18 protein-coding genes and 2 pseudogenes are annotated in these 21,295 nt (G+C 71.5%); 11 read left to right on the plus strand and 9 right to left on the minus strand.

The genetic code is table 11. The features are described 5' to 3' along the window. Positions 1-75: 75 nt before the first annotated feature. Positions 76-819, minus strand: a complete 744-nt coding sequence (locus tag OGH68_RS22390; RefSeq protein ID WP_264246658.1) for a peptidoglycan DD-metalloendopeptidase family protein — start codon at positions 817-819, stop codon at positions 76-78. A gap of 387 nt (positions 820-1,206) precedes the next feature. Then, positions 1,207-1,752 carry a hypothetical protein gene (locus tag OGH68_RS22395; protein WP_264246659.1) on the minus strand — a complete coding sequence of 182 codons (546 nt, stop codon included), beginning with the start codon at positions 1,750-1,752 and terminating at the stop codon, positions 1,207-1,209. A 244-nt stretch (positions 1,753-1,996) separates the two neighbouring features. Between OGH68_RS22395 and OGH68_RS22400 the strand changes: the two genes are divergently transcribed. From OGH68_RS22400 to OGH68_RS22415, 4 genes are all read left to right on the plus strand, one after another. Further along, positions 1,997-2,866: a bifunctional methylenetetrahydrofolate dehydrogenase/methenyltetrahydrofolate cyclohydrolase gene (locus OGH68_RS22400; RefSeq protein WP_264246660.1), complete on the plus strand. Its 870-nt coding sequence runs from the start codon at positions 1,997-1,999 to the stop codon at positions 2,864-2,866. 27 nt (positions 2,867-2,893) lie between these two features. Next, positions 2,894-3,508 carry a DUF3017 domain-containing protein gene (locus OGH68_RS22405; protein WP_264246662.1) on the plus strand — a complete coding sequence of 205 codons (615 nt, stop codon included), beginning with the start codon at positions 2,894-2,896 and terminating at the stop codon, positions 3,506-3,508. Positions 3,509-3,620: 112 nt separating this feature from the next. Beyond that, positions 3,621-4,850: an NADP-dependent isocitrate dehydrogenase gene (locus OGH68_RS22410; protein ID WP_264246664.1), complete on the plus strand. Its 1,230-nt coding sequence runs from the start codon at positions 3,621-3,623 to the stop codon at positions 4,848-4,850. 468 nt (positions 4,851-5,318) lie between these two features. Continuing rightward, positions 5,319-6,308 (plus strand): malate dehydrogenase, encoded by a 990-nt coding sequence (locus tag OGH68_RS22415; RefSeq protein ID WP_264246666.1) that lies wholly within the window; start codon positions 5,319-5,321, stop codon positions 6,306-6,308. A gap of 147 nt (positions 6,309-6,455) precedes the next feature. Here OGH68_RS22415 and OGH68_RS22420 read toward each other — a convergent pair whose 3' ends face one another. Both OGH68_RS22420 and OGH68_RS36480 read right to left on the minus strand, forming a co-directional pair. After that, positions 6,456-7,121 carry a GOLPH3/VPS74 family protein gene (locus OGH68_RS22420; protein WP_264246668.1) on the minus strand — a complete coding sequence of 222 codons (666 nt, stop codon included), beginning with the start codon at positions 7,119-7,121 and terminating at the stop codon, positions 6,456-6,458. Between the two features lie 172 nt (positions 7,122-7,293). After that, positions 7,294-7,440: pseudogene (locus OGH68_RS36480) on the minus strand (Scr1 family TA system antitoxin-like transcriptional regulator); the annotation flags it as partial. Here OGH68_RS36480 and OGH68_RS22425 point away from each other — a divergent pair. Continuing rightward, positions 7,372-8,442, plus strand: coding sequence for a DUF6415 family natural product biosynthesis protein (locus OGH68_RS22425; protein ID WP_264250215.1), 1,071 nt, complete (start codon positions 7,372-7,374; stop codon positions 8,440-8,442). The pseudogene OGH68_RS36480 and the gene OGH68_RS22425 sit on opposite strands and share 69 nt — an antisense overlap. Here OGH68_RS22425 and OGH68_RS22430 read toward each other — a convergent pair. From OGH68_RS22430 to OGH68_RS22440, 3 genes and pseudogenes are all read right to left on the minus strand, one after another. Continuing rightward, positions 8,405-8,683: pseudogene (locus OGH68_RS22430) on the minus strand (hypothetical protein); the annotation flags it as partial. The gene OGH68_RS22425 and the pseudogene OGH68_RS22430 sit on opposite strands and share 38 nt — an antisense overlap. Positions 8,684-8,792: 109 nt before the next feature. Continuing rightward, positions 8,793-9,824, minus strand: coding sequence for a hypothetical protein (locus OGH68_RS22435; protein WP_264246670.1), 1,032 nt, complete (start codon positions 9,822-9,824; stop codon positions 8,793-8,795). Positions 9,825-9,876: 52 nt separating this feature from the next. Further along, entirely contained in the window at positions 9,877-10,578 is a 702-nt protein-coding gene (locus OGH68_RS22440; RefSeq protein ID WP_264246672.1) for a DUF6882 domain-containing protein, read from the minus strand. 176 nt (positions 10,579-10,754) lie between these two features. On the opposite strand from OGH68_RS22440, the gene OGH68_RS22445 reads away from it, so the two are divergent. From OGH68_RS22445 to OGH68_RS22465, 5 genes are all read left to right on the plus strand, one after another. Continuing rightward, on the plus strand, positions 10,755-12,242 hold the full coding sequence (locus tag OGH68_RS22445) for an aldehyde dehydrogenase family protein (protein WP_264246675.1): 1,488 nt from the start codon (positions 10,755-10,757) through the stop codon (positions 12,240-12,242). Between the two features lie 18 nt (positions 12,243-12,260). Further along, positions 12,261-13,808, plus strand: a complete 1,548-nt coding sequence (locus OGH68_RS22450) for a GMC family oxidoreductase (protein WP_264246677.1) — start codon at positions 12,261-12,263, stop codon at positions 13,806-13,808. Between the two features lie 11 nt (positions 13,809-13,819). Further along, complete coding sequence (locus OGH68_RS22455) at positions 13,820-15,052, plus strand: quaternary amine ABC transporter ATP-binding protein (RefSeq protein ID WP_264246680.1); 1,233 nt, start codon at positions 13,820-13,822, stop codon at positions 15,050-15,052. 52 nt (positions 15,053-15,104) lie between these two features. Next, positions 15,105-17,090: an ABC transporter permease gene (locus OGH68_RS22460; RefSeq protein ID WP_264246682.1), complete on the plus strand. Its 1,986-nt coding sequence runs from the start codon at positions 15,105-15,107 to the stop codon at positions 17,088-17,090. 86 nt (positions 17,091-17,176) lie between these two features. Beyond that, positions 17,177-18,151 (plus strand): ABC transporter substrate-binding protein, encoded by a 975-nt coding sequence (locus OGH68_RS22465; protein WP_264246685.1) that lies wholly within the window; start codon positions 17,177-17,179, stop codon positions 18,149-18,151. A gap of 301 nt (positions 18,152-18,452) precedes the next feature. Here OGH68_RS22465 and OGH68_RS22470 read toward each other — a convergent pair whose 3' ends face one another. Both OGH68_RS22470 and OGH68_RS22475 read right to left on the minus strand, forming a co-directional pair. Further along, positions 18,453-19,211 carry an isocitrate lyase/PEP mutase family protein gene (locus OGH68_RS22470; protein ID WP_264246687.1) on the minus strand — a complete coding sequence of 253 codons (759 nt, stop codon included), beginning with the start codon at positions 19,209-19,211 and terminating at the stop codon, positions 18,453-18,455. A gap of 10 nt (positions 19,212-19,221) precedes the next feature. Further along, positions 19,222-19,719, minus strand: a complete 498-nt coding sequence (locus tag OGH68_RS22475) for a carboxymuconolactone decarboxylase family protein (RefSeq protein WP_264246688.1) — start codon at positions 19,717-19,719, stop codon at positions 19,222-19,224. A gap of 47 nt (positions 19,720-19,766) precedes the next feature. Here OGH68_RS22475 and OGH68_RS22480 point away from each other — a divergent pair, with 47 nt between their 5' ends. Continuing rightward, entirely contained in the window at positions 19,767-21,239 is a 1,473-nt protein-coding gene (locus OGH68_RS22480) for a PLP-dependent aminotransferase family protein (protein WP_264246689.1), read from the plus strand. Positions 21,240-21,295: the final 56 nt, after the last annotated feature.

A 21,295-nucleotide genomic window follows, 5' to 3' on the forward strand; every position in this document is an offset into this window, starting at 1 on the left:
CGGTACGGCGCCACGCGTGATCGCGCGGCGCCGTACCGGCCGAAGGCGTCAGGCGTTCATGCGCTCATGCCGTGCTCAGCACTCGCCGCGCCAGTGGAAGCGGTCGATCGTCCTGCCGCAGTCCGGGAAGTTCCCCCGCCCCTCTGCCGTGCCGTAGTGGAGGCACATGCTGCCGCCTTCCCTGAAGTACACCTGCACATGGTCGTATCCCGGCTGCGGATCGCCGTTGTTCCAGAACGACTTGCGCAGGCCGCAGGCGCTGCTGGGCTCGTCGGTGTCCGACCTGCAGACCGTGCCGGTGCCGTCGGCGCCGGAGTAGAAGCAGACGCTGCCCGCCGGGCAGTCCTGCCAGGCGGCCGGTGTGTCCGAGCAGTTCCGGCTGGTGCCGTCCGGCCATTCCCTGTTGGTGCCCGTGTACTGGACACCGTCGAAGTGCACGGCCACGCGGTGGCGTACGTCGGTGAAGTCCCCCGATGCCAGATAGCGCTGCTCGTAGTGCAGATGGGCCCAGCCGGAGGCGCCCGTCGTCCCGATGCGTCCGATCCGGGTGGACGGCAGGACCGTCTGCCCCTTGCGGACGTAGGTCGTGGGCGCGTCCTTGAGGTGGTAGTACGCCGTGAACCAGCCGTTGCCGTGACTGATCTGGATGGTGTTCCCGGAGCCGTTGTCCCAGTGGGTGGCGGAGACCGTGCCGGCGGCGGAGGCGAGGACCGGCTTGCCGTCGGAGCCGGTGTTGCCCTTCACGAGGATGTCCAGTGCCGGGTTGTGGTCGGAGCCGTAGGTGTTGAGCTGCCACGCCGTGCCGCACGGGAACGGCATCCGGAACGGCGGCTTGGCCGCCGCCGTCGTGCCGGCGGCCCGGCCGGACCCTCCGGTCGGCCGTGGCGGAGACGGTCCCGCCCGCCAGCCCGAGCACCGCGACCCCCGCGAGCAGCACGGCCCGCAGCCTGCCCGGCCGGCCGGGCCGCGTCCGTCCGTGCATGTACCGCAGCATGATCCCCCCAGTGGACGGTGCCGACGCCGTCTCCTCGGGCGGCATCGGCACACATGCTGGGGCCGGGGGCACCTCCCGGGACACCTCGGACGTACGAGGGTGTGTGCCGGGACCGGCCGGGCGAGGGTTGCCCCCGGGCGCCCCGGAAAGGTCGAAGGCCGTGAACCCGCCGGGGCGGGTTCACGGCCTTCGAAGCGGCAGCGCGGCGGGACTTACGCGCGCTGACGGTTGAACCAGGCGCCACCGTCGGACTTGCCGACGAACACGGCGACGAGGATCGCGAGAACGGTGTGCACCAGGCCCACCAGGATGAACGGGTAGATACCGAGCACCGCGGTGATGATGCCGAACACCATGGCGGCGATGCGGATGCCGTTGCCGCCGCTGCCGAACTTGGCACCGAGGACGATGGCGAACACACCCCACGCGAGGATGAGCGCCACCACGAACCAGATGACGCCGATGGAATAGTCGGCGGCCTCCTGGAACTGCAGCTCGTCGCGGAGTGCCGGGTCGTCCTTGGCCGCGCTGACGCCGAAGGCGGTCAGTGCGCCGAGGATCACACCGATCATCTGGAGACCGCCGATGACGAACAGCATCACGCGGGCCGCCTTGACGCCGCCCGGCATCTCCTGCGGACCGACCGGCGCGTAACCGCCGCCGCCGTACGGCTGGACCGGCGGGGCCTGGGGGTAGCCGTAGCCGGGCTGCTGGCCCTGCTGCTGGCCGTAGGGGTTGTTCGGGTCGCCGAAGCTCATGGCGGGTTCCTCCGTGTGAAATGCGGGGACGACGCGGTCCGAGCGGAGGAACTGCACGGTCTTTACTGTTTTGCCCCCCGGCACTGCCCGCGGCACTGCGCGGCTCATCGTCGTCTGAGAGTTGACTTTTTGTCCAGCCGGTATCCGTATGTGTTGTGCAAGTGCAACCTGTTGGCCATCCGATCGTCGAGACGCGGGGCGAGCGGATTGGAACCGGGGCGGGTGCATCCGCGAGGATGGGGGTATGACTGCCCAGATTCTCGATGGCAAGGCCACCGCAGCCGCGATCAAGTCCGAACTGACCGCCCGCGTGGCGGCCCTCAAGGAGCGGGGTGTCACGCCCGGCCTCGGGACCCTGCTCGTCGGGGACGACCCGGGGAGCCGCTGGTACGTCAACGGCAAGCACCGTGACTGCGCACAGGTCGGCATCGCGTCGATCCAGCGCGAACTGCCCGACACCGCCACCCAGGAGGACATCGAGGCGGTCGTACGGGAGCTCAACGAAAATCCCGAGTGCACCGGTTACATCGTTCAACTGCCCCTTCCCAAGGGCATCGACGCCAACCGGGTGCTGGAGCTGATGGACCCGGACAAGGATGCGGACGGGCTGCACCCGATGAGCCTCGGCCGGCTGGTGCTCGGCATCGAGGGGCCGCTGCCGTGCACCCCGTACGGCATCATCCAGCTGCTGCGCCACCACGGCGTGGAGATCAAGGGCGCGAACGTCGTGGTCGTCGGGCGCGGCATCACCATCGGACGGCCGATGCCGCTGGTGCTGACCCGGAAGTCCGAGAACGCGACGGTGACGCAGTGCCACACCGGTACGCGTGATCTCTCCGCCCATCTGCGCCAGGCCGACATCATCGTCGCTGCCGCCGGTGTGCCGCACCTGATCCGGCCCGAGGACGTCAAGCCGGGCGCGGCCGTGCTCGACGTCGGCGTCAGCCGCGACGAGGACGGCAAGATCGTCGGCGACGTCCACCCGGATGTCGCGGAGGTGGCCGGCTGGGTCGCCCCGAACCCGGGCGGTGTCGGCCCGATGACGCGGGCGCAGCTGCTGGTCAACGTGGTCGAGGCGGCCGAGCGCGCGGCGTCGGCCGGGTCCGCGGCCTGACGGGTGGCTGACCCCATGGAGGTACGCATGGACAACGGCGCCGCCCACGGTTCGGGCGACGCCGCCCGGCAGGCCGGGCCGGACGCCTCGGGCGACGCCGGGGCCGGCCGTCCCGCGGCCGGCGGGACGGCGGCCGGCGGCGATGTGCCCGGCCGCGAGGTCGAGGCCGAAGCCGACGCCGAGGCGGGCGCCGGGGCCGCCGAGACGTCCGGGGAGCCGGAGGACGGTCCGGAGGACCGCCGGACAGGGTCCCGGCGGCCGCCCGCCGTTACGACCGACACCGCGCGCCCCGAGGGCGGCGGTCGCGCCGCGTCCGGGGACGCTCCCGCCCCCGCCCGCCAGTGGCCGCTGCTGAGCGTGCTCGCCCTGGTCGGCGGCGGCCTGCTGTTCGTCGGCACCGACGCGTTCGCCGACGCGGTCCGGGTCGGCACGATCCTGATCGGCGCCGGACTGATCCTCGGCGCCGTGCTGCGCCGCGTCACTCCGTCCGTCGGCATGCTCGCCGTTCGCTCCCGGTTCACCGACATGATCACGTACGGCCTGCTCGGCACGGTGATCGTGCTGCTCGCGCTGGTGGCGCAGCCGAAGCCGTGGGTCGATGTGCCCTTCCTGGAAAACGCGGTTCATTTCACGGTGCGTTAGCGCCGGGGTCCGAAGTGTCGCCCTCTCGCGCGAGTAGCGTGATTCGGAGATGGCCCGTTCGTCACCCACCGTGGCAGCGGACCGGTTGCCGCGCGAGAGGGACGTTCACCCGATGGCCAAGATCAAGGTAGCCAACCCAGTCGTCGAGCTCGACGGCGACGAGATGAGCCGCATCATCTGGCAGTTCATCAGAAACAAGCTGATCCTGCCGTACCTCGATGTCGAGCTGCACCGCTTCGACCTGGGCATCCAGCATCGCGATGCCACCGGCGACCAGGTCACCGCCGATGCCGCCGACGCGATCGCGCGGCACGGCGTGGGCGTCAAGTGCGCCACGATCGGGCCCGACGAGGCGCGGGTCGAGGAGTTCAACCTCAAGGCGATGTACCGATCGCCCGACGACACGATCCGCGAAGCCCTCGGCGGTGTCGTCTTCCGTGAGCCCGTCGTCCTCAAGAACGTTCCCCGCCCCGTGCCGCGCTGGACGAAGCCGGTCGTCGTCGCCCGGGGCGCCTTCGGTGACCAGTACCGGGCCACGGACCTCAAGATCCCGGGCCCCGGCACGCTGACGATGACGTACCTCCCCGAGGACGGCTCGGACCCGGTCGAGGTCCAGGTGCACGCCTTCCCCGGCCCCGGTGTCGCGATCGGCATGGCCGATCACGACGCGTCGGTCCGCGACTTCGCGCGCGGCTCGTTCCGGTACGCCCTGGCCCGCGGGCTGCCCGTCGTCCTGTCGACGAGGAACACCGTCCTCAGGAGGTACGACGGCCGGTTCAAGGACCTCTTCCAGGAGGTGTTCGACGCCGATTTCGCGACGGAGTTCGACCGGGCCGGCCTGACGTACGAGCACCGTCCCGTCGAGGACATGGCGGCGGCGGCGCTTGCGTCGGAGGGCGGCTTCCTGTGGGCGTGCAAGAGCCACGACGGCGACGTCCAGTCGGCCGCCGTCGCGCAGGGCTTCGGCTCTCCGGGGCTGATGACCTCGGTCCTGGTGTCCGCGGACGGCAGGACGGTCATGGCGGAGACGGCGCACGGCACGGTCACCCGGCACTACCGCCGGCACCAGCACGGCCGGGCGACGTCGACCGACCCGATCGCCTCGGTCCACGCCTGGTCACGTGGCCTCGCGCATCGGGGGAGGCTGGACGGCACACCGGAGGTCGTCCGCTTCGCCGAGGTGCTCGAGCAGGTGTGCGCGGAGACCGTCGAGGGCGGCCAGATGACCAGGGACCTGGCGCTGCTGATCTCCCCCAACCAGCCGTGGCAGACCACGGAGCAGTTCCTGGACACGCTCGACGCCGCCCTGCAGAAGAAGATGGCGGACCGCCTGCCGCTGTGAGTCGCCGGGCCCCCGGTACAGCCCCCGTTGCAGGGCGACGGCGCCCGTCCTCTCCCCCGAGGGAGGACGGGCGCCGTCGTGGACCCAGAGTCATGCACGCGCCAAGGTCGTTCAAGGGACGGCTGTGGCCTGTGGCACGGAAGTGACCATTCCGCCATGGTGTGACCGTCGTGCTACGGCGGCGGGGCTCGACCGGCTCCGTACACCCCGATGGCGGCAGTGGCGGACCCGGCGGACACGAAGGCGTGCACGCTCAAGGCCGGGACGGACGGCTGCACTTCCGGGCAGTGACGCGCGCGCGGCCGCGACGGCGTGAGGCGCGCCACAAGGGGGTGGGGATTGGGCCGGGCACGGGTCGGATAGCCTGACCGCTGGAAATCTCTTCACGTCAAGATTCGGCCCGGGCGTGGAGATGAGGTCCCGCACGAGGGGCAGGGCCCCACCGCCAGCTGTCTTACGGAGATCGCCATGACCCGCACTCCCGTCAACGTCACCGTGACCGGCGCGGCCGGCCAGATCGGCTACGCGCTGCTCTTCCGCATCGCCTCCGGCCACCTGCTCGGCGCGGATGTGCCGGTCAAGCTGCGCCTGCTCGAGATCCCGCAGGGCCTCAAGGCCGCAGAGGGCACCGCCATGGAGCTCGACGACTGCGCCTTCCCGCTGCTCAAGGGCATCGAGATCACCGACGACCCGAACGTCGGCTTCGACGGCGCCAACGTCGCGCTGCTCGTCGGCGCCCGTCCCCGCACCAAGGGCATGGAGCGCGGTGACCTGCTCTCCGCCAACGGCGGCATCTTCAAGCCGCAGGGCAAGGCCATCAACGACAACGCCGCGGACGACATCCGCGTCCTGGTCGTCGGCAACCCGGCCAACACCAACGCCCTGATCGCCCAGGCCGCCGCCCCGGACGTACCGGCCGAGCGCTTCACCGCCATGACCCGCCTCGACCACAACCGCGCGATCTCGCAGCTGGCCGCCAAGACCGGCGCCGCCGTCTCCGACATCAAGCGCCTCACCATCTGGGGCAACCACTCGGCGACCCAGTACCCGGACATCTTCCACGCGGAGATCGCCGGCAAGAACGCCGCCGAGGTCGTGAACGACCAGGCCTGGCTGGCCGACACGTTCATCCCGACCGTCGCCAAGCGCGGCGCGGCGATCATCGAGGCCCGTGGCGCGTCCTCCGCCGCCTCCGCCGCCAACGCCGCGATCGACCACGTCCACACCTGGGTCAACGGCACCGCCGAGGGCGACTGGACCTCCATGGGCATCCCGTCGGACGGCTCCTACGGCGTTCCGGAGGGCCTGATCTCCTCCTTCCCGGTCACCTGCAAGGACGGGAAGTACGAGATCGTCCAGGGCCTGGACATCAACGAGTTCTCCCGCACCCGCATCGACGCGTCGGTGCAGGAACTCGCCGAGGAGCGCGCCGCGGTCCGCGACCTCGGCCTCATCTGACGCACCGCGCCTGCGGTTCTCCGCCCCCGGTGGCTTCGGCCACCGGGGGCGGGCGCGTGTCGTTGGGGCTGCGGGGAATCCGTTCAGCGACGGACCCCGCCGGGGCCGGACGCAGCATTCCCCGTGTGGGCGTACACCTGCGGGGCGTCAGCCCGTGGCGGCGACCGTCGTTGCCACCGTGACCGCGACCATCGCGGCCTGCATGTTGCGGATCGCTTCACGTACGCTCTCGCCCGCCCACTGGCCGTCGGCGATCGCCGTCATCCGCGGGGCGACCTGCTTGCGCGGGAGGTCGGGGAAGGCCAGGCGGTGCAGCTTGGCGGAGTGGATCAGTGCGACCAGGCCGGCCGTGCGGTCGTCCGGGGCGGCGTCGTGGAGGACCACCGAGGCCAGGCGCTCGCGGAGTTCGCGCTCGGCCGCACCGTCCGCCTCGGGGTAGCGCCTCACCGGGAACAGGCCCAGCACCCTGTGCTGCTCCTCGGCCACCAGGCCACGCTCCCGCAGGCTGTCGATCGTGGCGCCGACAGCCTTGGAGTGGTCCTTCGTCAGCCAGTCGGTGACCTTCCGCGGCTTGCTGCGCTGGGCGGCCCAGGCCGCGAGCTGCTCCAGGCGGCCGTCGAGGAGGGCGACCCCGGTGGGGGCCTGGTCCGTGACGCGAACCCGGCCGTCGCTCACCGAGACCCGACCGGCCAGCACCAGGTCGAGCAGGATGCCGCCCGCCACGGCCCACCCGGCGGACTGCCGGTCCTTGGCCGCCCCGGACTCGTCGTCCAGCGACAGCAGCATGATCTCCTCGCCCAGCGTGACAGCCATGCGTGTTCCCCTCGGTCGGTAGTCCTTGATCAGTGGGACGAGGGGGCGGTCCGGTCAGTTCCCTTGTGGGCGCTCCGCCACTCACACCTGCCGGCAGTCGCGACAGTCGCGGCAGCACTTCGAGGTAGGCGCACATGTCCTCGTCACGCGGCTCGACCAGGGTGAAGGGACCGCCGAGCCCTGCGTGGCAACCGAGCGCGGTCGGCCTCACCTGGATCTCGATGTGCCGGTGCTGCCCGAGCTCCAGAAGATGGAGCAGCTGTGCGCGCATGACCTCCGGTTCGCCGACGGTCCGTTGCAGAACGACCTCTTCGAGGATGAAGCTCAGCGACGGTGCCGGCTGCCGCGTCAGCAGCTGCTGCCTGGCCGGCCGGGCCCCACCCGGCGTTCGATCTCCTCGTCGTCGAGCGCCGGAAGGTGCGCGACGTGCACGGCTCTCGCGTACTCCTCCATCTGCAACAGCCCGTCATGCGAACGGGGACAGGTGCTCGCGACGGCGGCCCGAGCGCTGGAAGGCATCGGGTTCGAAGACGCCCAGAAGACGGTGCAGTTGCTCAGTGTCCACATCGGTCTGCTGGTGGCCCAGGTCGAGGAGCTGGCCCTCGCGCTTCCCGTCGGCGAACAGGGCCGCTGCCACGCCCTCGCCTCGGTCGGCGAGGCGTGCCGCAAGACGCGCGCGGGCGGCGTGGCAGGGTCCGGCCCGCAGCGGCGGGCGGAACAACTGGCCCGCGTGTGCCGGGCGCTGCTGCACCACTGGGAGCGGCCCGGTCGGCGATGGCGCAGGATGGGGCGCATGTCCTCGACCACCGCGATACCTGACGCCGTCCACCTGGCCACGGACACCGGCCAGAACTCGGTGGTCGTATTCGGGATCGTGATCCTCGGCCTGCTGGTTCTGATCACGCTGTGCGTGTACCTCTTCCCGGCGTTCGCCGCGCGCGGCCGTTTCAGCGCACCGACCCTCGCCGGGACGCTGCGGGACGTGGCGCTGGTGTGTGTGACGGTGGCGCTGGCGATCTATCTGTTCGGCCTCATGTGCACCGTCCGTCTGGAGAACGAGTGGTACACGTGCGGGCCACAGCGGTACGGGTACTCATCGCCGGTGGACAGGCCCGGCCTCGAGAACATGGAGGACAGCCTGTTTCCCGTGAGCTCCGTCTGCCGCTGGTCGGACGGATACGCGTACGACTTCGTGCCGGCCTTCGTGAACCCCGTGGTCTTCACGCTGCTGTCCCTCGCGGCGATCGGGGTCATCGCGGCGGGTGCGGCACTGACGCACACGGGCGCCAGGCGGGATCTGGCAGCTCGGGATCGTCACTGAGTACAGCGGCGCCGATCGGTGCTCCGGAGAGGAGGCCCGGTCTCGTCGGCGCGCCACATCACTGGCTCGTCAGCGTCCTGCCGGACCATGCATTCGTGCCACTCGGGCTGGGCGATGCCGTTCAGACCCGCGGTGCGCACTCGGTGCCGTTCCACCCCTGGTCACCGATCCGGTCGAGCATCCGCCTCTCGAGACGCACCCACGTGTCACGGTCCGTCCGTGCCCCGACCGAGCGGCGCTGCATTCTCGAGGCGCCGCGCCCGCGGCGATCACACGAGGAACAGCGCATGCGGTCCTCGGACACGCCGGGGCCGAGCGTGACCTCGCCGCGCGGCGCGCCGGCGCTTCCGTCAGCCGGTCGGAAGGCCGAGGCCGTAGTACGTGACGTGGTAGTCGCCGACGTACGTGCCCTCGCCGCCGACGATCAGGTCGGCCGGCTCCCGCACCCCGACGGCCTTCGCCGTGGCCACGAGCGTCTCCGCCAGTGCCCGGCCCTTGGGCTCGCCGGGGCCGCCCGCGTCGACGCGCCACACCGGGTCGTCGTCGTCCCACTGCTGTGCGGTCGCGGGGTGATCGGCGACCGTGCCCCAGCCGAGGGCGGCCGGGTCGGCGTCGTCCGGGGCGAAGCAGGCGATGGAGAGCCGTTCGCCGCAGGCGAGGTCGAACAGAAGCGGCGCGTCGTCGTCCGTGCGCCCGTAGAGCGGCATGCCGATCCGTATGCCGAGGGCGGCCGCTTCCGCGGGCAGCGGGCCGAGGAAGTACGCGAGCGAGGAGGTCACGGTCTCCCAGCTGCGGGCGCTCCAGCCGCCGGGGAAGCCGAGGCCCGCGTTGGCGGGGTCGCGGCGGGTGCCGAAGTAGCCGCTGATCGAGTGCTCCTCCCCGATGCCCTGCCGCCAGAACCAGTTCTCGGCCGGGCCGGTGGGCTGCAGGACGAGTTCGGGGCCGATGCGCCCGGCGCGCAGCTCCAGGGTGTTCCGCTCGCCGCGCCAGCGCAGGAACGGGTTGCCCCATGAGGGGCCGCCTGCGTGGAACGGGCCCATCTCGCCGTGCGAGCCCATGATCGGCGCCTTGCCGAGCGCGGCCGTCAGCTCCTCGCGTACGGCCGCGAAGGCCGCCGCCTGCGCCGTGTCGCCCGGTTCCGGCTGCCCCAGCGGGACCACCAGGCCGACGTACTCCTCACCGCCGGTGTAGCGCTCCTCGTACGGGCCGACCGGGGTGAGCCGCGCATCGCCGGTCGGCAGGCCGGTGCCGAGGACGGGCCCGGCGGCCCCGCCGGTCCAGGTCCAGCCGAGCGTGGCGGCCATGGTCCGCAGGCCGTCCGTGGTCCAGCCGCCGGGATCGGCGGAGACGAGCCGCTGCGCCAGCTCGGTCGTCGAGTTCATGTCCGTGCCCCCTGTTGTCAGGTCGTGCCTCGTGCTGTGTGAATCGAGTGGATCAAGGGGACGCGGGCGCCCCCGAATTGACGTGCACCGAGGCGATGCGGTCGAGGTCGTCGAAGAGGACCTCGACCGTGCCGCCGTTCGGGAGGCCCGCGCTCATCCGGTCGTCCGTGTGGCGCACGGGAAGGTCGTGGTGGTCGAAGTAGCCGGCGACGGAGCGGCGTGCGGAGCCGCCGACGAGGCCCGTGCCGGTGAGCAGGACGCGCGGAAGGGTGATGGCGTCGGGTTCGGCGCGGGGGACCTGGGGGTCGTCCGTGACCATGTACGCGCGGCCGTCGGGCGAGGCCTGGACGCCGATGTAGCCGGCGGCGCCGAGCACGCCCATCGCCGTGAAGGCGAGGGTCTCGACGGCGCGGCGGGGGTCGTCGTGACCGGCGAGGGGGACCAGCTCGTCGGTGAACTCGGGCAGGCCGCGGGTCTGCCCGTACGCGCGGAGCCGTTCGGCGGCCGCGGCCACCGGTGAGCCCGCGAAGCCCGGGTTGGCCCAGGCCCACAGCCACGACTCCGCGTTGACGTCGAACGTTCCGAGGAGTGAGATCCTCAGCTCCCTTCCGGACTGCCGGTACAGGCGCTGTCCGAGGTCGGCGCTCCACTCGCCCATGGGCATGAACTCGTTGAACGTCTCGAGCTGCTGCGCGCCCCAGGCGGCGTGCTGCTCGGTGAGGTGGAGGAACTGGGCGCTGAAGGTCGTGGCCATGATCCGACCCTATGGGGCGCCGTCGGCGGTCGTCCGGGCCACCGGGGAGGCCGCGCCGTGAGCCGGGTCACTTTCCGTCAATCGTTGCGCATGGTTTTTGCGGTTGGGGGCAGGCGGCCAGATCGCTGGGTCGTACGACCAGTGGAACAAATCGGTAACGAAGGGCTAAACGCGACGTGTCGGCAGTGCAAAAGACCATCCACGTGGGCGGAGAGTGGCTGACAGCCGCCTCCGGCGCCACGCGCGAGATCATCGACCCTGTCGACGCGACCACGTTCGCCGTCGTCGCGGAGGGTGGCCTCGCGGACACGGACGCCGCCGTCGCCGCCGCGCGTGACGCGTTCGACAACGGGCCCTGGCCCTCGACCCCGGTCGCCGAGCGCGCGGCCCTGCTGCGACGGGTCGCGGCCCTCCTCGAGCGGGACCGGGAGAAGATCGGCGCCCTCGAGAGCCTGGACGCGGGCAAGACCCTCGAAGAGGGGCGCGTCGACGTCGACTGCGTGCGCGACGCCTTCGTCTACTTCGCGGACCTCGTCATGAACGAGAGCGGCGGACGCGTCGTCGACGCGGGGTCCGACGACATCCACAGCGTGGTGGTGCACGAGCCGCTCGGGGTCTGCGCTCTGATCACGCCGTGGAACTACCCACTTCTGCAAGCGAGTTGGAAGATTGCCCCGGCTCTGGCCGCGGGCAACACTTTTGTCGTCAAGCCCAGTGAGATCACCCCACTGACCACCGTCGCGCTGATCGGTCTGCTGGTCGAGGCCGGGCTGCCCGCCGGCGTCGCGAACATCGTCACCGGTGCCGGCGACCCCGTCGGTGCCCGGCTGGCCGACCACCCCGGCGTGGACCTCGTGTCCTTCACCGGAGGGCTCGCCAGCGGCACCAAGGTCGCCCGCGCGGCCGCCGACAGCGTCAAGAAGGTCGCCCTCGAACTCGGCGGCAAGAACCCCAACGTCGTCTTCGCCGACGCCTGCACCACCCCCGAAGGCTTCGACACCGCCGTCGACCAGGCCCTCAACGCCGCGTTCATCCACAGCGGCCAGGTCTGCTCCGCCGGATCGCGGCTCATCGTCGAGGAGTCGCTGCGCGAGCGGTTCGTCGCCGAACTCGCCCGCAGGGCCGAGAAGATCCGCATCGGCCGCGGCACCGACTCGGGCGTCGAGTGCGGTCCCCTCGTCTCCGCGCAGCAGCTCGCCAAGACCGAGGACTTCGTCGCCTCCGCGCTCGCGGAAGGCGCGGTCCTGCGGGCCGGCGGCGAGAAGCCCGAGGGCCCCGGATACTTCTACCGGCCCACCGTCCTCGACCACTGCCACCGCTCCATGCGCGTGATCCGCGAGGAAATCTTCGGCCCGGTCCTGACCGTCGAGACCTTCCGCACCGAGGAAGAGGCCCTCGCCCTCGCCAACGACACCGAGTACGGCCTCGCCGGCGCCGTGTGGACGGCCGACGCCGGACGCGCCCGGCGGATGGCCCGGCGGATGCGGCACGGCACCGTCTGGATCAACGACTTCCACCCCTATCTGCCGCAGGCGGAGTGGGGCGGCTTCGGCAAGTCCGGCATCGGACGCGAGCTGGGGCCCACCGGACTCGCCGAGTACCGCGAGGCGAAGCACATCTACCAGAACCTCGCCCCGCGCCCCGTGCGCTGGTTCGCGGGCTGAGCCAAGGAAACGCACACCATGACCGACCACATCCACGAGTACGACTATGTCGTCGTCGGCGGCGGCACCGCCGGCTCGGTGATCGCCTCCCGCCTCACCGAGGACCCCGGTGTCACCGTGGCCGTCATCGAGGGCGGCCCGAGCGACGTCGGCCGTGACGACGTGCTGACCCTGCGCCGCTGGATGGGCCTGCTCGGCGGGGAGCTCGACTACGACTACCCGACCACCGAGCAGCCCCGCGGCAACTCGCACATCCGGCACAGCCGTGCCCGCGTGCTCGGCGGCTGCTCGTCGCACAACACCCTCATCGCGTTCAAGCCGCTGCCGTCCGACTGGGACGAGTGGGCCGAGGCCGGCGCCGACGGCTGGGACGCCGCGGCCATGGACCCGTACTTCCACAAGCTGCGCAACAACATCGTCCCCGTCGACGAGGCCGACCGGAACGCGATCGCCCGCGACTTCGTCGATGCCGCGCAGACCGCGCTCGAAGTGCCGCGCGTCGAGGGCTTCAACAAGAAGCCCTTCCACGAGGGCGTCGGCTTCTTCGACCTCGCGTACCACCCGGAGAACAACAAGCGTTCGTCGGCGTCGGTCGCCTACCTGCACCCCTTCCTCGACCGGCCGAACCTGCACATCGCCCTGGACACCTGGGCGTACCGGCTGGAGCTGGACGGGACGCGGGCGACGGGCGTGCACGTCCGCGCCAAGGACGGCGAGGAACGGGTCGTACGGGCGCGGCGCGAGGTACTGGTGTGCGCGGGCGCCGTCGACACGCCCCGGTTGCTGATGCACTCCGGCATCGGGCCGCGCGCCGACCTGGAGAGGCTCGGCATACCCGTCGTCCACGACCTGCCGGGTGTCGGCGAGAACCTGCTCGACCACCCGGAGTCGGTCATCGTCTGGGAGACCCACGGGCCCATCCCGGAGAACTCCGCGATGGACAGCGACGCCGGACTCTTCGTACGGCGGGACCCCGAGTCCGAGGGCCCCGACCTGATGTTCCACTTCTACCAGATCCCCTTCACCGACAACCCGGAGCGCCTCGGCTACGAACGCCCCGCGCACGGTGTGTCGATGACCCCGAACATCCCCAAGCCCCGCAGCCGCGGCCGGCTCTACCTGACCAGCGCGGACCCCGAGGTCAAGCCGGCGCTGGACTTCCGTTACTTCACCGACGAGGACGACTACGACGGCCGCACCCTCGTCGACGGGATCAGGATCGCCCGCGAGATCGCTGCGCGGGAGCCGCTCGCCGGCTGGCTGAAGCGCGAGGTCTGCCCGGGACCGGAGGTCACCTCCGACGAGGACATCAGCGAGTACGCGCGCAAGGTCGCGCACACCGTCTACCACCCGGCCGGAACCTGCCGGATGGGTGCCGTCGACGACGAACTCGCCGTCGTCGCACCGGACTTGAGGATCCGGGGCCTCGAAGGCGTCCGGATCGCCGACGCGTCCGTCTTCCCGACGATGACGGCTGTCAATCCGATGATCGGCGTCCTCATGGTCGGGGAGAAGTGCGCCGACCTGTTGGGCGCGGAAGCCGACAAGAGGGGCGGGAACCGATGAAGTCAGATCCCATGAAGCAGGCAGAGTCGATGGAGTCGGAGCCGAAGTCGCAGTCCGAGCCGCAGTCGGAGCCGAAGGCCGGGACGAACGCGTCGGACGCGAACGTCTTTGTGACCGAGGTGTCGGACGCCGGCGTGCCGGAAACGGCGGAGCCGGTCGCGAAGGCCGGCGGACCCGACGATGCCGCCGACGACGGCGGGCAGCCCCTCGTCTTCTCCGTCCGTGACCTGTGGAAGGTCTTCGGCCCGAAGGCGGCCAAGGTCCCGGCCGACCCGGAGCTCGCCGCCCTGAACCCCGCCGAGCTGCGCGAACGCACCGGCTGCACCGCCGCCGTACGTGACGTCTCCTTCGACGTCCGCAAGGGCGAGGTGTTCGTCGTCATGGGCCTGTCCGGCTCCGGCAAGTCGACGCTGGTGCGCTGCCTGACCCGGCTGATCGAGCCGACGTCCGGGTCGATCGCCATCGACGGCGAGGACGTGCTCTCCATGGACACCACGCGGCTGCGGGAACTGCGCCGCCACCGTGCCTCCATGGTCTTCCAGCACTTCGGTCTCCTGCCGCACCGGTCGGTCCTCGACAACGTCGCCTACGGCCTGGAGATCCAGGGCATGGGCAGGGCCGCGCGCCGCTCGCGCGCCGCCGAGGTCGTGGCGAAGGTCGGCCTGGAGGGCCTGGAGCACCGCAGGCCCGGCCAGCTGTCCGGCGGTCAGCAGCAGCGTGTCGGACTGGCACGTGCCCTTGCCGTCGACCCCGAGGTGCTGCTCTTCGACGAGCCGTTCAGCGCGCTCGACCCGCTGATCCGCCGCGACATGCAGGAGGAGGTCGTGCGGCTGCACCGCGAGGAGGGCCGCACGATGGTCTTCATCACCCACGACCTGAGCGAGGCGCTCAAGCTGGGCGACCGCATCGCGCTGATGCGCGACGGCCGGATCGTGCAGCTCGGTACCCCGGAGGAGATCGTGGGCGCCCCCGCCGACGACTACGTACGGGACTTCGTCCGTGACGTGCCGCGCGAGCAGGTCATGACCGTGCGCACCGCCATGCGCCCCGCCGTCGACGGCGACGGCGAGGACGGCCCGGCGCTCGCCCCCGGCGCGACCGTCTTCGAGGCGATCGAGGCCGTGGCCCGCACCGGACAGACCGCGCGCGTCGTCGAGGGCGGCCGCTGTCTGGGCGTCGTCGGCCATGCGGACCTGCTGGCGGTCGTCGCGGGCACGACCGCCCCCAAGGGGGTGGCCGCGTGATCCACGGACCGCACCCGGCGCCGCGCCGGCACACCGACGGGCGGTGGCCCCGATGACCGCCGCCGTGTCCGCGCCCGCCGCGGAGAAGAAGAACATCACCGGACCGTCGCTGCGCGACGTCCTGCGCCACCCCGTCAAGGGCAAGCTGCTGGCGCTCGCCGCGCTCGCGGTCGTCCTCGTGCCCGCCGGGATCATGCTGTGGGGCAGCGGCACCTGGCCGGCGGCGCTGCACGTCGACATCTCCGGACCGCTCGACGACGCCAACCGGTGGGTGATCGACAACCGCGACTCCCACCCGCTCTTCCTCTACTTCCTGCTGCACCTGTCCAACACCGCCACCGACGCGGTCGGCGGCGTGTACGACGTGCTGCACTCGATGGGCTGGCTCGGAGTGCTCGCCGTCGGCGTCCTCGTCGCCTGGCGCGCCGCCGGACTCGGCCGCGCGGGCGCCAAGGTCGCCGCGACCGCCTTCGGCGCGTTCGCGCTGTGCGGGTTCCTGGGCATGTGGGACGCCACGCTGCTGACCATCGCGCTGATGGTCGTCGCCGTGGCGCTGGCCGCGCTGCTCGGTGTGCTGATCGGTCTGGCGGCCGGCCTGTCCGACCGGATCAACCGCGCGCTGCGGCCGGTGCTGGACACGATGCAGGTCCTGCCGGCCTTCGCGTACCTGCTGCCGTTCGTGCTGGTCTTCGGCACCGGCACACCGGCCGCGCTGTTCTGCACCGTCATCTACGCCGCCCCGCCCATGGCCCGTCTCACGGCGCTCGGCCTGCGCGGCGCCGACCCGTCGGTGCTCGAGGCCTCCGCGTCGCTCGGCGCGAGCCCGTGGCAGCGTCTGCGGACCGCCCGGCTGCCGCTCGCCCGCCGGCAGATGCTGCTCGGCCTCAACCAGACGATCATGATGGCGCTGTCGATGGTCGTCATCGCCGCCCTCGTCGGCGCCGGCGGCCTCGGTGAAGAGGTCTACTCGGCACTCTCCACCGTCGACGTCGGCAAGGCGCTCACCGCCGGTATCCCGATCGTGCTGATCGCCATCTGGCTCGACCGCACGACGGGGGCCGCCGGTGACCGCATCGGGAGCAGCGTCCCGGGCGGCGGCCTGCTGCACGGCCGCTCCGGCTGGGCCCTGGTCGCGGCGGGTGTCGCCGTGGCCGTGTCGGCCCGCTTCCTGATCGGCGGGGCGTGGCCCGAGGCCTGGACGTTCAACATCTCCACGCCCGTGAACAAGGCGCAGAGCTGGGTCACCGAGCACTTCTCGTCCGGCATCCCGGTGCTCGGCGGCACAGAGGTCTGGTCGGAGCAGTTCACCCTGTGGATCCTCAACCCGCTGCGGGACGGCCTGCTCTGGCTGCCCTGGTGGTCGGTGCTGCTGATCGTCGCGGCCCTGGCCTGGGTCGTCGGCACCTGGGCGACCGCGCTGACGGCCACGCTGGCCATGTCGGCGATCGGTGTGCTCGGCGTGTGGACGAAGTCCCTGAACACGCTCTCGCAGGTGCTGGCCGCGCTGGTCGTCACGCTGGTCCTGGGCGTGCTCGCGGGCATCGTGTGTGCCCGCGCGGGACGCCTCGAACGCCTGTTGCGGCCCGTTCTCGACGCCATGCAGACGATGCCGCAGTTCGTCTATCTCATCCCGGTCGTGGCGCTCTTCGGCGTCACCAGGGCCTCGGCCATCATCGCCGCGGTCGTGTACGCGCTGCCCGCGGTCGTGCGCATCACCGCACAGGGCCTGCGCGAGGTCGACCCGGCGGCCATGGAGGCGGCACGTTCACTCGGCGCCTCGACCAGGCAGCAGCTCTTCCAGGTCCAGCTGCCGCTCGCCCGGCCCGCCCTTCAGCTCGCCGTCAACCAGGGCGTCGTGCTGGTCCTCGCGGTGGTCGTCGTCGGCGCACTCGTCGGCGGTGGGGCGCTCGGCTACGACGTGGTCAAGGGCCTGTCCCGCGGCGAGATGGGCCTCGGCATGACCGCCGGCCTGGCGATCGTCTGCCTCGGCCTCGTCCTCGACAGGGTCACCCAGCCCGCCGCCCGCAAGCGTCACTGATCCGTCCGTCCGATCTGTCCGATCCGTCTGTGAGCCCTCGAAGACCCACCACCGACGTCCCCGTCACGAACAGCAGGAGCACCATCATGATCATGCGAAACCGCACCAGAGCCATCCGTACCGCCACCGCCGTCGTCGGCGCCCTGGGCGTCCTGACGCTCAGCGCGTGCAGCGCCGCGGAAACCGGCAAGAGCCAGGACGCGGCCGGCGGTGACAAGACCGTGAAGCTGACCGTTCCCTCCTGGGTCGGTGCGCAGGCCAACACGGCCGTCGCCGAGTACATCCTCGAGAAGGAGCTCGGCTACACGGTCAAGTCCCAGCAGATGGGCGAGGTGCTCGCCTGGGACGCGCTCTCCAAGGGCGACGTCGACGCGATCATGGAGGACTGGGGCCACCCCAAGGAGGAGAAGCGGTACGTCGAGGAGAAGAAGACCGTCGTCAAGGGCGGCGACCTCGGTGTCACCGGCCACATCGGCTGGTTCGTGCCCAAGTACTTCGCCGACGCGCACCCCGACGTGACGGACTGGAAGAACCTCAACAAGTACGCCAAGGAGTTCGCGACCGCCGAGAGCGGCGGCAAGGGCGAGATCCTCGAAGGCTCCCCGGACTACGTCACCAACGACGACGCGATCATCAAGAACCTCGACCTGAACCTCAAGACCAACTACGCGGGTTCCGAGGCTGCGCAGATCACGGCCATCAAGAAGTACGTGAAGGAGAAGAAGCCCTTCCTCACGTACTGGTGGACGCCGCAGTGGCTCAACGCCGAGGTCGAGCTCGTCGAGGTCAAGCTGCCGGAGTACAAGGAGGGCTGCGACGCCGACCCGAAGAAGGTCGCCTGCGCCTACCCGAACACCCCGCTGCAGAAGTTCCTCAACGCCGACTTCGCGAAGAACGGCGGTGACGCCGCCGAGTTCCTGAAGAACTTCAAGTGGTCGACCGAGCAGCAGAACGAGGTCGCGCAGATGATCGCCGGGGAGAAGCTCTCTCCCGAGGCGGCGGCGGAGAAGTGGGTCAAGGCCAACGAGTCGACGTGGAAGGCCTGGCTGCCGAAGAAGTAACGCCCTGAGCGGGCCCGGGCCCGAGGTCCAGGTGCAGGCCGGCACCCCCTGGGCCTCGGGCCCGGTTCCGGTTCCGGCCCCGGCTCCGGTTCCGGTTCCGGCCCCGGTTCCGCTGGAGCCGGGCCGGGCCCCGAGCCGTCGTTCCCATGCGCCGCGGCGCGCCGACTGGGCCGGCCGCGCGGTCTTCGCCGGCTCCACCGCCGACTTGAGGCTCAGCCCCGGGGCAGCTTCGCGCAGGGCCTTGATCGCCGGGATGGAGTCCGCCGGGCCCGTCCGCCCGCCGCGTCGAGACGCTGACGCTTCACCACCCATGCCCTTGCCCGTACAGCTCGCGGGCGATGCCGGCCACGGCGGCCTGCGCCCGGCGCTGGAGCCCCGGACCGAAGGTGATCCGGTTCGCGCCCAGGCGACCCAGCTCCGCGACCGGCAGGTCGGAGACGGGCCCGGAGGGCGACACGGAGGCGTACACGTTGATCGGGACGTCCGTCGCCGCCCGCAGCAGCGGGAGCCGCGTCGGCGGCACAGTGATCGGATACACGCAGTCCGCGCCCGCCTCCGCGTACAGCCGGATGCGCTCCACGGCCTCGGCCGGGTCGTTCACCCCGCGCACGAACGTGTCGACGCGGGCGTTCACGAACAGTTCGTCACCGGCCTCGGCGCGGACCTCCGCCAGCCAGTCGGCGTGCCGGCGCGGGTCCTTGAGCGTCTTCGTCGCACCGTCGGTGTCCTCGAGGTTGCAGCCGACCGCCCCCGTCTCCAGGACACGGGCCACCAGTTCCTTCGGCGGCAGCCCGTAGCCGTCCTCGATGTCGGCGCTCACGGGGACGTCGACGGCCCGTGCGATACGGGCGACGGCGGCGAACATCTCCTCGGGCGGAGTCGCGCCGTCCTCGTACCCCAACGACGCCGCGACCCCCGCGCTCGGCGTCGCGAGGGCGGGGAAACCGGCGTCGGCGAACGCGCGGGCGCTCGCGGCGTCCCACGGCCCCGGCAGCACCAGCGGATCACCGGCCTCGCGGCCGTGATGAAGGGCGTGGAACGTCCGCACCTTCGTCGGCATCCCGTCCCCCTCAGTGCTTCAGCGAGCCGGGCGTGTAGTGACCGGGCGTCAGGCGGGCCGTCACGCCGAAGCGGTTCCAGGCGTTGATGACCGTGATCGCCGAGATGAGATGGGCCAGTTCCGTCTCGTCGAAGTGCTTGGCGGCCTTCTCGAAGACCTCGTCCGGGACGAAACCGTCGGTGAGCACCGTCACCGCCTCGGTCAGCTCGATCGCGGCGATCTCCTTCTCCGTGTAGAAGTGCCGCGACTCCTCCCAGGCGCTGAGCTGCACGATCCGCTCCACCGACTCGCCGGCCGCCAGCGCGTCCTTGCTGTGCATGTCGAGGCAGAAGGCACAGTGGTTGATCTGTGAGGCGCGGATCTTCACCAGCTCCAGCAGCACCGGGTCGAGATGCCTACGGGCGGCCTGGTCCAGCCTGACCATGGCCTTGTAGACGTCGGGGGCGTGCTCGGTCCAGCGGATGCGCGGTGCCTGCTCGGGGGCGTTGGTCTCGTTCGTGGTTGTCATGGGTACGACCGTAGAGCGTCGGTGGCGCACCGGTATGGTCCACTTTCATGACGGATTCACGGGCCACTTCCGGCGCCGACACCACCTTCGCCGCCTTCAGGGCGGTCGGCGTGGATCTCCATCTCGAACCGCGCGGGCCGGGGCTGCGCCAGGGGCTGACGGACGCCCTGCGGGACGCGGTGCGCAGCGGGAGGCTCGCGCCGGGGGTCCGGCTGCCGTCGTCCCGTTCGCTCGCCGCCGACCTCGGGATCGCCCGCAACACCGTCGCCGACGCCTACGCGGAGCTGGTGGCGGAGGGCTGGCTCACGGCACGGCAGGGGTCGGGTACCCGGGTGGCACGCCGTTCGGCGCCGCGCAAGGCCGCCACCGGCACCGTCAGGGCGCGCCCGGCGCGCGGCCGGCCCGCGTACAGCCTGCTCCCCGGCAGCCCCGACCTGGCGTCCTTCCCGCGTTCGGAGTGGCTCAAGGCGGCCCGCAGAGCGCTGGGCGCCGCACCCCACGAGGCCTTCGGCTACGGGGACCCACGCGGCCGCGTCGAGCTGCGGACCGTGCTCGCCGACTACCTGGCACGGGCCCGTGGCGTGTACGCCGACCCCGAGCGCATCGTGATCTGCGCGGGCTTCGTCCACGGGCTCATGCTGATGGGCAAGGTGCTGCGACAGCGACGGGTCAGGGACGTGGCCGTCGAGTCCTACGGACTCGATGTGCACCGGAACCTGCTGACCGACGCCGGGCTGCGCGTCCCGGCACTGCCCCTCGACGAACTGGGCACCGACACCGCCGGGTTGGGCGAGCACGACCTGCGGAACGTCGGCGCCGTGCTCATGACGCCCGCCCACCAGTTTCCGGTGGGGCTGCCGCTGCACCCCGACCGGCGGGCGGCCGCCGTCGACTGGGCGCGCCGGTCGGGCGGCGTGATCCTCGAGGACGACTACGACGGGGAGTTCCGTTACGACCGTCAGCCCGTCGGCGCGCTCCAGGGCCTCGATCCGGAGCGCGTCGTCCACCTGGGCACGGCGAGCAAGTCGCTGGCCCCCGGGCTGCGGCTGGGGTGGATGGTGCTGCCTCAGGACCTCGTCGACGAGGTGCTGGAGGCGAAGGGCGGCCCGGAATGGATGTCGAGCGCACCGGACCAGCTCACCCTTGCGGAGTTCATCACCTCCGGTGCGTACGACCGGCATGTGCGGGGCATGCGCCTGCGCTACCGGCGCCGCCGCGACGAGCTCGTGCGGCACCTCGCCGCGCACGCACCCGGCGTCCGGGTGAGCGGTATCGCGGCCGGGCTGCACGCGGTGCTCGAACTGCCACCGGGGACCGAGCAGTCGGCCGTCCGGGCGGCGGCGTGGCAGGGCCTGGCGGTCGAGCCGCTCGGCCGCTTCAGGCACCCGGACACCGCACCGGGCCGGGACGCACTCGTCGTCGGCTACGCGACCCCGCCGGACAGCGCCTGGGCAGGCGCGCTCGACGCGCTGTGCCGGTCGATGGGCCAGGGCCTTTCGGTGTCCGGCGATCCGGACTGATCCGGCCGGGCGGGTCCGCCGGGCCGAAAGACCGGGGCCGGGTCGTGTCCGGGCGC

Source organism: Streptomyces peucetius (assembly GCF_025854275.1).
GTDB lineage: Bacteria > Actinomycetota > Actinomycetes > Streptomycetales > Streptomycetaceae > Streptomyces > Streptomyces peucetius_A.

What these genes read in the sequence shown, in the direction of transcription:
- OGH68_RS22390 (WP_264246658.1), bottom strand. Translation starts at nt 819, where the DNA reads ATGCCGTTCCCGTGCGGCACGGCGTGGCAGCTCAACACCTACGGCTCC.
- OGH68_RS22470 (WP_264246687.1), bottom strand. Translation starts at nt 19,211, where the DNA reads ATGCCGACGAAGGTGCGGACGTTCCACGCCCTTCATCACGGCCGCGAG.
- OGH68_RS22425 (WP_264250215.1), top strand. Translation starts at nt 7,372, where the DNA reads ATGGAGCAGCTGTGCGCGCATGACCTCCGGTTCGCCGACGGTCCGTTG.
- OGH68_RS22455 (WP_264246680.1), top strand. Translation starts at nt 13,820, where the DNA reads ATGAAGCAGGCAGAGTCGATGGAGTCGGAGCCGAAGTCGCAGTCCGAG.
- OGH68_RS22475 (WP_264246688.1), bottom strand. Translation starts at nt 19,719, where the DNA reads ATGACAACCACGAACGAGACCAACGCCCCCGAGCAGGCACCGCGCATC.
- OGH68_RS22410 (WP_264246664.1), top strand. Translation starts at nt 3,621, where the DNA reads ATGGCCAAGATCAAGGTAGCCAACCCAGTCGTCGAGCTCGACGGCGAC.
- OGH68_RS22440 (WP_264246672.1), bottom strand. Translation starts at nt 10,578, where the DNA reads ATGGCCACGACCTTCAGCGCCCAGTTCCTCCACCTCACCGAGCAGCAC.
- OGH68_RS22395 (WP_264246659.1), bottom strand. Translation starts at nt 1,752, where the DNA reads ATGAGCTTCGGCGACCCGAACAACCCCTACGGCCAGCAGCAGGGCCAG.
- OGH68_RS22465 (WP_264246685.1), top strand. Translation starts at nt 17,177, where the DNA reads ATGATCATGCGAAACCGCACCAGAGCCATCCGTACCGCCACCGCCGTC.
- OGH68_RS22480 (WP_264246689.1), top strand. Translation starts at nt 19,767, where the DNA reads ATGACGGATTCACGGGCCACTTCCGGCGCCGACACCACCTTCGCCGCC.
- OGH68_RS22415 (WP_264246666.1), top strand. Translation starts at nt 5,319, where the DNA reads ATGACCCGCACTCCCGTCAACGTCACCGTGACCGGCGCGGCCGGCCAG.
- OGH68_RS22405 (WP_264246662.1), top strand. Translation starts at nt 2,894, where the DNA reads ATGGACAACGGCGCCGCCCACGGTTCGGGCGACGCCGCCCGGCAGGCC.
- OGH68_RS22460 (WP_264246682.1), top strand. Translation starts at nt 15,105, where the DNA reads ATGACCGCCGCCGTGTCCGCGCCCGCCGCGGAGAAGAAGAACATCACC.
- OGH68_RS22450 (WP_264246677.1), top strand. Translation starts at nt 12,261, where the DNA reads ATGACCGACCACATCCACGAGTACGACTATGTCGTCGTCGGCGGCGGC.
- OGH68_RS22400 (WP_264246660.1), top strand. Translation starts at nt 1,997, where the DNA reads ATGACTGCCCAGATTCTCGATGGCAAGGCCACCGCAGCCGCGATCAAG.
- OGH68_RS22420 (WP_264246668.1), bottom strand. Translation starts at nt 7,121, where the DNA reads ATGGCTGTCACGCTGGGCGAGGAGATCATGCTGCTGTCGCTGGACGAC.
- OGH68_RS22435 (WP_264246670.1), bottom strand. Translation starts at nt 9,824, where the DNA reads ATGAACTCGACGACCGAGCTGGCGCAGCGGCTCGTCTCCGCCGATCCC.